Source organism: Devosia sp. (assembly GCF_040509215.1).
Taxonomy (GTDB): domain Bacteria; phylum Pseudomonadota; class Alphaproteobacteria; order Rhizobiales; family Devosiaceae; genus Devosia.
On the sequence record NZ_JBEVLL010000245.1, the window covers coordinates 1 to 6,170 of the forward strand.

Here is a 6,170-nt window from a genome sequence, read left to right on the forward strand (position 1 = left end):
CGTCTTCGTCATCGACGTGGATGAGGCCGATCGACTCGTCGCCGACGAAAACTTCCACCGAGTCGTTGAGCTTGGCGCGCGGACGGACGTCGATGTTCTTGTTGTTGAACATGCGTTGCAGGAATTTCTGCAGCTTGATGATTTCGGGATGGTTCACGGCAATCGTCCTGCTGTTGGGTTGGCGCGCAATCTAGTCCGTCACGGGCTGCTGGCAACCCCCGAGCACGGTCATTTTAGCGGTGACAACCTGAGGCGGAGACTTGCCGCAGCGATCAGGGCTTGTCGTAAACCATCACCATCTGGTCCATGACCAGGGCCGGCTGTGCGCAACCGGCTTCGCCGATAACCTTGGCGGGAACGCCGGCCACCGTCGTACGCGGCGGCACTTCCTTGAGGACAACCGAGCCGGCGCCAATGCGCGAGCAATCCCCGACGCGGATATTGCCCAGAACCGTGGCGCCCGCACCGATGAGGACGCCATCGCCGATCTTGGGGTGACGATCCTGATCGGCCTTGCCGGTGCCACCAAGAGTGACGTTCTGCAGCATGGAGACATTGTCGCCGACAACGGCGGTCTCGCCGATGACGAGGCCGGTGCCATGGTCGAGCATGATGCCCTTGCCCATGGGAACGGCGGGATTGATATCGACCTGGAAAACCTGGCTGGCGCGGCTCTGGAGGTAGAGCGCGAAATCACGGCGGCCGGCCTTGAACAAGGCATTGGCGAAGCGATGGGTCTGGATGGCCTGATAGCCCTTGAAATAGAGCAAGGGCTCGATGGCGCGGTGGCAGGCGGGATCGCGCTCAAGTGTGGCGGCAAGGTCGACACGGGCAGATTCGCCGATGGAAGGATTGTCGCGCAGGACTTCGGCGAAGGTCTGGCGGATGATGTCGGCCGAAACGTCTTCGTGGTCGAGGCGGGATGCCAGGCGATGCGCCAGCGCTTCCTCGAAAGAATCGTGGTTGAGCACGGTGGTCAGTGCCATCTGCCCGAGCGCCGGATCGGAATCGATGATCTGGCGAGCGCCAACGCGTACGGCTTCCCAAACAGGATCGACCGACTTGATCTGCGCTGACTTGTGGGCATTGCCGCTCATGGCGTCCAACTCCGCTTTATCGAGACTTACCGATATAAGGCATTTGGTTGTTCAACACAAAGCCCCGGCACGCACTTTGGTTCAAGGTTGCGTTGGAACGGGAAAAGTCCTGCTTAAAAACTCCAACGCTGCTGCCTTGAACTTGGTGTCACCCGTAGCGCGCATGTGATCGCGCTTGGGAATGGTGAAGGCTTCGCCATGTGGGAGCAATTCCGCCAGGGGCTCCGGCGGGCCGGCCATTTCGTCGGCTTCGCCCACGGCCACCAGCACAGGGACCTCGATTCGCCGGACATCGGCCCGAGCCATGGGCTGGCGCGAGGTTTCCATGCAGGCGGCCAGCGCTTCGCGGTCCGACCCGGTGTGATCGGCGAAAATACGGAACTGGCGGGCAGTCGGATGCGTCAGATCGGCGAGGCGCGGAGCGCGAAGGCCGGCAATGATGTCATTGCCGTCTGTCAGGCCATTGATGAGATTCATGCCCATGCCGCCGAAAATAGCGGCGGCAACGCGCTCCGGATAATTGAAGGCGAGGAACGCCGCCACGCGAGCACCCATGGAGTAACCCAGCACGGCAACGCGCTTTTCCCCGAGGTGGTCGAGAAGCGCCAGGCTGTCGTCCATCATCCGCTCGGGATAATAGGCATCGGGGTCGTGAGGCTTTTCCGATTGGCCGTGGCCACGGTGATCGAAGGTGATTGCCTTGTAGCCTGCCCCAACCAGGGTTTCGACCCAGCCGGTGTCGATCCAGTTGACCTTGCCGCTCGAAGCGAAGCCGTGGATGCAGAGTACGGCCGGCCCTTCCCCGGCGGTTTCATAGGCGAGGGAATATCCGCTGGATTGGAATTGGGGCATGGGCAGGCTCCTTTTGCGGGAGTGTTTAGCCGTGGAGAGCGGCTTGTGCCAGTGAGTTACGGCTGTCTAAGCGCCGAAGCGCTGCCCGATATGCAGTGTCATGGGGTCAAACCCGAAGATGACGTCCAGTGGTTGGGTGCGTCAAACTCGGCGCCCTGAACCTCTTTATTTCGGAGCCTCACTTGGCTATGGTCCGGCGCAAAATACCGACCCCACAGGTTTGACCATGGCACACGGCACCACGCCCCATTTCCACAACACCGAAGGCCTCCGCAGTATCGAGGTTGGCTCCAAGGAGTTCCAGTGCGTCGGCGCCCTGCCCCCGTTCGATCATCCGCATATCTTCATCGATATGGGCAAGGACAACGAAGCGGTCTGCTCCTACTGCTCGACGCTCTACATCTATAAGCCCGAGCTTGGCGAAGGTAACGCCAACCCTGCCTCGGCGATCTTCAAGGCATACGCCGCCTGAGTTTGACCATGCCCGCTACGGGCCGTAACTATGTCATTGCCGGAGCCGGTATCTCCGGCCTTACGCTGGCGCTGACCCTGGCAAAGTTCGGCGCGACCGTTGTCGTGCTCGAACGCAATGCCGGGATTCAGGAGGCAGGAGCCGGCCTCCAGATCAGCCCCAATGCCCGCCGTATTTTCGACCGGCTGGGCCTTGCCGATTCTCTTTCGCGGATCGCCTTCGAACCCGCTGCGCTCGACACCTACAAGCACGGAAGCTCCAAGCCGTTCTTCAGCATGGAGTTCGGCGAGGTTATGGAGCAACGTTTTGGCGCGCCCTATGCCGTGATGCACCGGGCTGACCTGGCAGACGCGCTCTACAAGGCGTCGCGACGCTTTGCCAATATCGACATCATCTTCGGCGTGCGCGGCTGGGACGTGGTTTCCCATGCCCGCGGAGTGACCGTTGTCGTGGACGAGGCCAGTGGCCAGACGCGGACGACACGCGCCAACGCATTCATCGGCGCGGATGGCGTTCATTCTCCTACGCGCCGGCAATTTCTCGAGGGGCCAGACGCACAGTTTGGCGGAAGGGTCGCCTGGCGGACGGTGGTGCCGGCCGACTCGGTCGCGAGCCAGATCGCCATGGACCGTGTCTCGGTGTTCTTTGGCAGCGGCCACCATCTCGTCTGCTATCCGCTGCCGCATCGTCGGCAGGTGAACCTCGCCCTCTTCCTGCCGGGCAAGGCGGAAGACAACCCCAAGAAGCCAAAGCTGCAAGGCAAGGGCGCGCTGGGCGTGATTCTGGCTGCTGCAGGCGAAAGCTGGACGCCCTGGCCGCTTTACACGGTCACGACACCCGTCTGGCACCGCGGAAATATCGGCATTATCGGGGACGCGGCACATGCGATGGTGCCGTTCCAGGCTCAGGGCGCGGCCATGGGCATTGAGGACGCGGCAACGCTGGGACCACTGCTCGTCGAACATGCCGAACCCGAAGCCGCCTTCGCGCGTTACGCGGCTGTCCGGCAAAGTCGAGTTGGCAGGGTGGCAAAGCTTTCGGCCAGCAATGGCCGCATTTTTCATATGAGATGGCCGCTATCGGTCGCGCGCGACACGGTCATGCGGCTGCAAGGGCCGCGAGCTCACCTTGATAGGCTGGGTTGGATCTACGGTTATGAGGTCGCCCCGGAAGAGCAACCGCATTAGTTTCCAATGGCCTTGCGTTGCAGGGGCAGCCCGTGTCAATTGCGCGACACCAAGGCCATCTAAGGCGCGTGCCGCGTTAGATATCTTTTAGTAGCATGTCTTTGTCCCGAAACCGGGGCCTCTTTCGGAAGACATGCTTTAGTGGTTGAAAGGGAACGGAATACCGCATGCAAGCTGCGACACGCTCCCGACTGACCCTTGCCTGCATCCTCATCACCATTCTGCTCGACATGATCGGCGTGGGCATCATCGTGCCCGTGCTGCCCGAGCTTCTGGAAGAGCTGACGGGCGGTAGCGTCGCGAACGCGGCTGTGATCGGCGGTTATCTGGTTTTCGCCTACGCCTTGATGCAGTTCGTGTTTTCCCCGGTTCTGGGCAATCTCTCGGACCGGTTCGGGAGGCGTCCTGTGCTGTTGGCCTCGCTTCTGGGGCTGACGTTCGACTACCTGATGATGTCGATCGCGCCCTTCGTCTGGTACCTGTTCATTGGCCGTGTCATCGCCGGCATCGCTGGCGCTGCGTTGGCAACGGCGACGGCCTATATGGCCGATATCACCCCGCCGCATAAGCGCACGCATCGCTTCGGCCTGATCGGGGCGGCATTCGGCCTGGGCTTTATCATTGGGCCTGTCATTGGTGGCGAACTGGGTGAACTCGGGCCGCGTGTGCCCTTCTTTGCGGCGGCTGGTCTCGCCTTTGCCAATTTCCTCTTCGGGCTGCTGGTGCTTCCGGAAAGCCTGCCGAAGGCCAATCGGCGCAAGTTCAATATCAAGCGGGCCAATCCCCTCGGCGCCGTGATGGCGCTGCGGCAGTATCCGTCGGTGCTGTGGCTGCTGGCAGTGCTGTTCTTCCTGCAGCTCGCGACGCAGGCGCTGCCGACGATCTTCAGCTATTTCACGGTGGAGGTGTTCAACTTCACCTCTTCGAGCATCGGCCGCACGCTGGGCGCCTTCGGCATCGGATTTGCGTTCAGCCAGGCTGTGCTGGCGGGACCGCTGTCCAAGGGCATCGGCGAGCCGGCCGTGGGCATCGTTGGGCTGTTGTTCGCGGCCACGGCCTTTGCCGGCATCGCCTTCTCGGCGGACGTCTACCAGCTTTACCTCTTCATCGCGGTCGGCACCGTGAGTGGCCTTGCGCCACCGGCGATCAATGGCGTGCTGTCGCGGCAGGTGCCGGACAATAGCCAGGGCGAATTGCAGGGCGCAGTGAATGCGGCGAGTTCCCTCGCGACGATCATTGGGCCCCTGGCGGCCACGCAGATCTTCTCTTACTACAGCGCCCCCGAGACTGCGCACTACTTCCCCGGCGCGCCGTTCGTCGCTTGCGGCATTGCCGTGGTCGTCGCGCTCGTGGTCTTCGGCATTGCCGCGTGGAAATTCGAGCTGACGCATCGTCCCTCGATTGCCGACCACCCCGTGGCGCCGGATCTGCCTCCACCGGGGCAATTGCGCGTCGCCCCTATCGAGGACGATCCCGATGATAATCCGCCCCGCCGCTGAAGCTGACCAAGCCGCCATCATGGACATCGTGGCGCCGGTTTTGCGCTCGGGCGAAACCTATGCCATCGACAGCGACCTGACCGACGAACAAATGCGGGACTATTGGTTTCTACCCGCGCACGAGGTTTTTGTCGCCGAGGACGAGGGGGGCATCCTCGGAACCTACTACCTGCAGGCCAACCAGCGTGGCGGTGGGGCCCACGTAGCCAATTGCGGCTACATGGTCTCTCCCAAGGCGCAGGGCAAAGGCCTCGCGGCGGCGATGTGCGAGCATTCGCAAGTGGTGGGGAAGGGGCGCGGCTTTCGCGCGATGCAGTTCAACCACGTAGTTTCGGCAAATGTGCGGGCCGTGGCGCTGTGGCAGCGACTAGGCTTCGAAATTGTCGGAACGCTGCCCAAGGCGTTCAATCACCCGGTCCACGGTTTCGTGGATAGCTATGTGATGTTCAAGACGCTGGTCTAGCGCCCAACAAAAAGCCCCGCCGAAGCGGGGCTTTTCTTTTTGGCTTACTTGCCGAGGGTCGACGGCCAGGTGCCGTGGAGGTCGCTGCCGCGGCCTTCGATTTCAAAACCGTGGGCGCCGAAGAAGTCGCGCTGGCCCTGGGTCAGGTTGGCAGTGCCCTGGGCCTGGCGGTAGCTGTCGAAATAGCTCAGCGAGGCGGAAAGGCAGATCATCGGGAATTCACCGACGGAGGCGGCGGCCACGACCTTGCGGAGGCTCGGGTGCGAATCCTTCATGATGCCGACGAAGTCAGGCACGACGAGAAGGTTGGTCGCTTCGCCCTTGGCGTAGGCGGAGGCCATCTGGTCGAGGAAGCGCGAGCGGATGATACAGCCGGCGCGCCAGATTTTTGCGATCGTTGCCAGCGGCAGCGACCAGCCGAATTCTTCCGATGCCTTGGCGATGACGGCAAAGCCCTGCGCATAGGAAACGATCTTGCCGGCCAGCAGCGCTTTTTCGAGGTCTTCGAGCGTCACGTCGGTCTTGGCGCGGTTCGGCTTGCCATAGATGCCTTCGGCCGCAACGCGCTCGGCCTTGCGCGAGGAGATCGAGCGGGCAGCA

8 protein-coding genes are annotated in these 6,170 nt (G+C 62.2%); 4 read left to right on the forward strand and 4 right to left on the reverse strand.

Features of this window, described 5'->3' with window-relative positions; genetic code table 11:
* From ABW043_RS13560 to ABW043_RS13570, 3 genes are all read right to left on the reverse strand, one after another.
* On the reverse strand, window positions 1-157 hold a 157-nt coding region (locus tag ABW043_RS13560; protein WP_353921743.1), incomplete at its 3' end, for a DUF3126 family protein.
* A 115-nt stretch (window positions 158-272) separates the two neighbouring features.
* The gene (gene cysE / locus ABW043_RS13565; RefSeq protein ID WP_353921737.1) at window positions 273-1,097 is read right to left on the reverse strand and encodes a serine O-acetyltransferase; all 825 of its coding nucleotides are present in this window, start codon (window positions 1,095-1,097) and stop codon (window positions 273-275) included.
* 81 nt (window positions 1,098-1,178) lie between these two features.
* A complete protein-coding gene (locus tag ABW043_RS13570; RefSeq protein WP_353921738.1) occupies window positions 1,179-1,949 on the reverse strand; it encodes an alpha/beta fold hydrolase in 771 nt (256 codons plus the stop codon).
* Window positions 1,950-2,175: 226 nt separating this feature from the next.
* Between ABW043_RS13570 and ABW043_RS13575 the strand changes: the two genes are divergently transcribed.
* From ABW043_RS13575 to ABW043_RS13590, 4 genes are all read left to right on the forward strand, one after another.
* Window positions 2,176-2,421, forward strand: a complete 246-nt coding sequence (locus tag ABW043_RS13575; RefSeq protein WP_353921739.1) for a zinc-finger domain-containing protein — start codon at window positions 2,176-2,178, stop codon at window positions 2,419-2,421.
* Between the two features lie 8 nt (window positions 2,422-2,429).
* Entirely contained in the window at window positions 2,430-3,608 is a 1,179-nt protein-coding gene (locus ABW043_RS13580; protein WP_353921740.1) for an FAD-dependent monooxygenase, read from the forward strand.
* Between the two features lie 167 nt (window positions 3,609-3,775).
* Window positions 3,776-5,107 (forward strand): TCR/Tet family MFS transporter, encoded by a 1,332-nt coding sequence (locus ABW043_RS13585; RefSeq protein WP_353921741.1) that lies wholly within the window; start codon window positions 3,776-3,778, stop codon window positions 5,105-5,107.
* The gene (locus ABW043_RS13590) at window positions 5,085-5,570 is read left to right on the forward strand and encodes a GNAT family N-acetyltransferase (RefSeq protein ID WP_353921742.1); all 486 of its coding nucleotides are present in this window, start codon (window positions 5,085-5,087) and stop codon (window positions 5,568-5,570) included. Before ABW043_RS13585 ends, ABW043_RS13590 begins: the two co-directional genes overlap by 23 nt.
* 44 nt (window positions 5,571-5,614) lie before the next feature.
* On the opposite strand, the gene ABW043_RS13595 is transcribed toward ABW043_RS13590, so the two are convergent.
* Window positions 5,615-6,170 (reverse strand): NADP(+)-dependent, decarboxylating phosphogluconate dehydrogenase (locus ABW043_RS13595; RefSeq protein ID WP_502908647.1); only part of this gene is annotated, 556 nt, incomplete at its 5' end.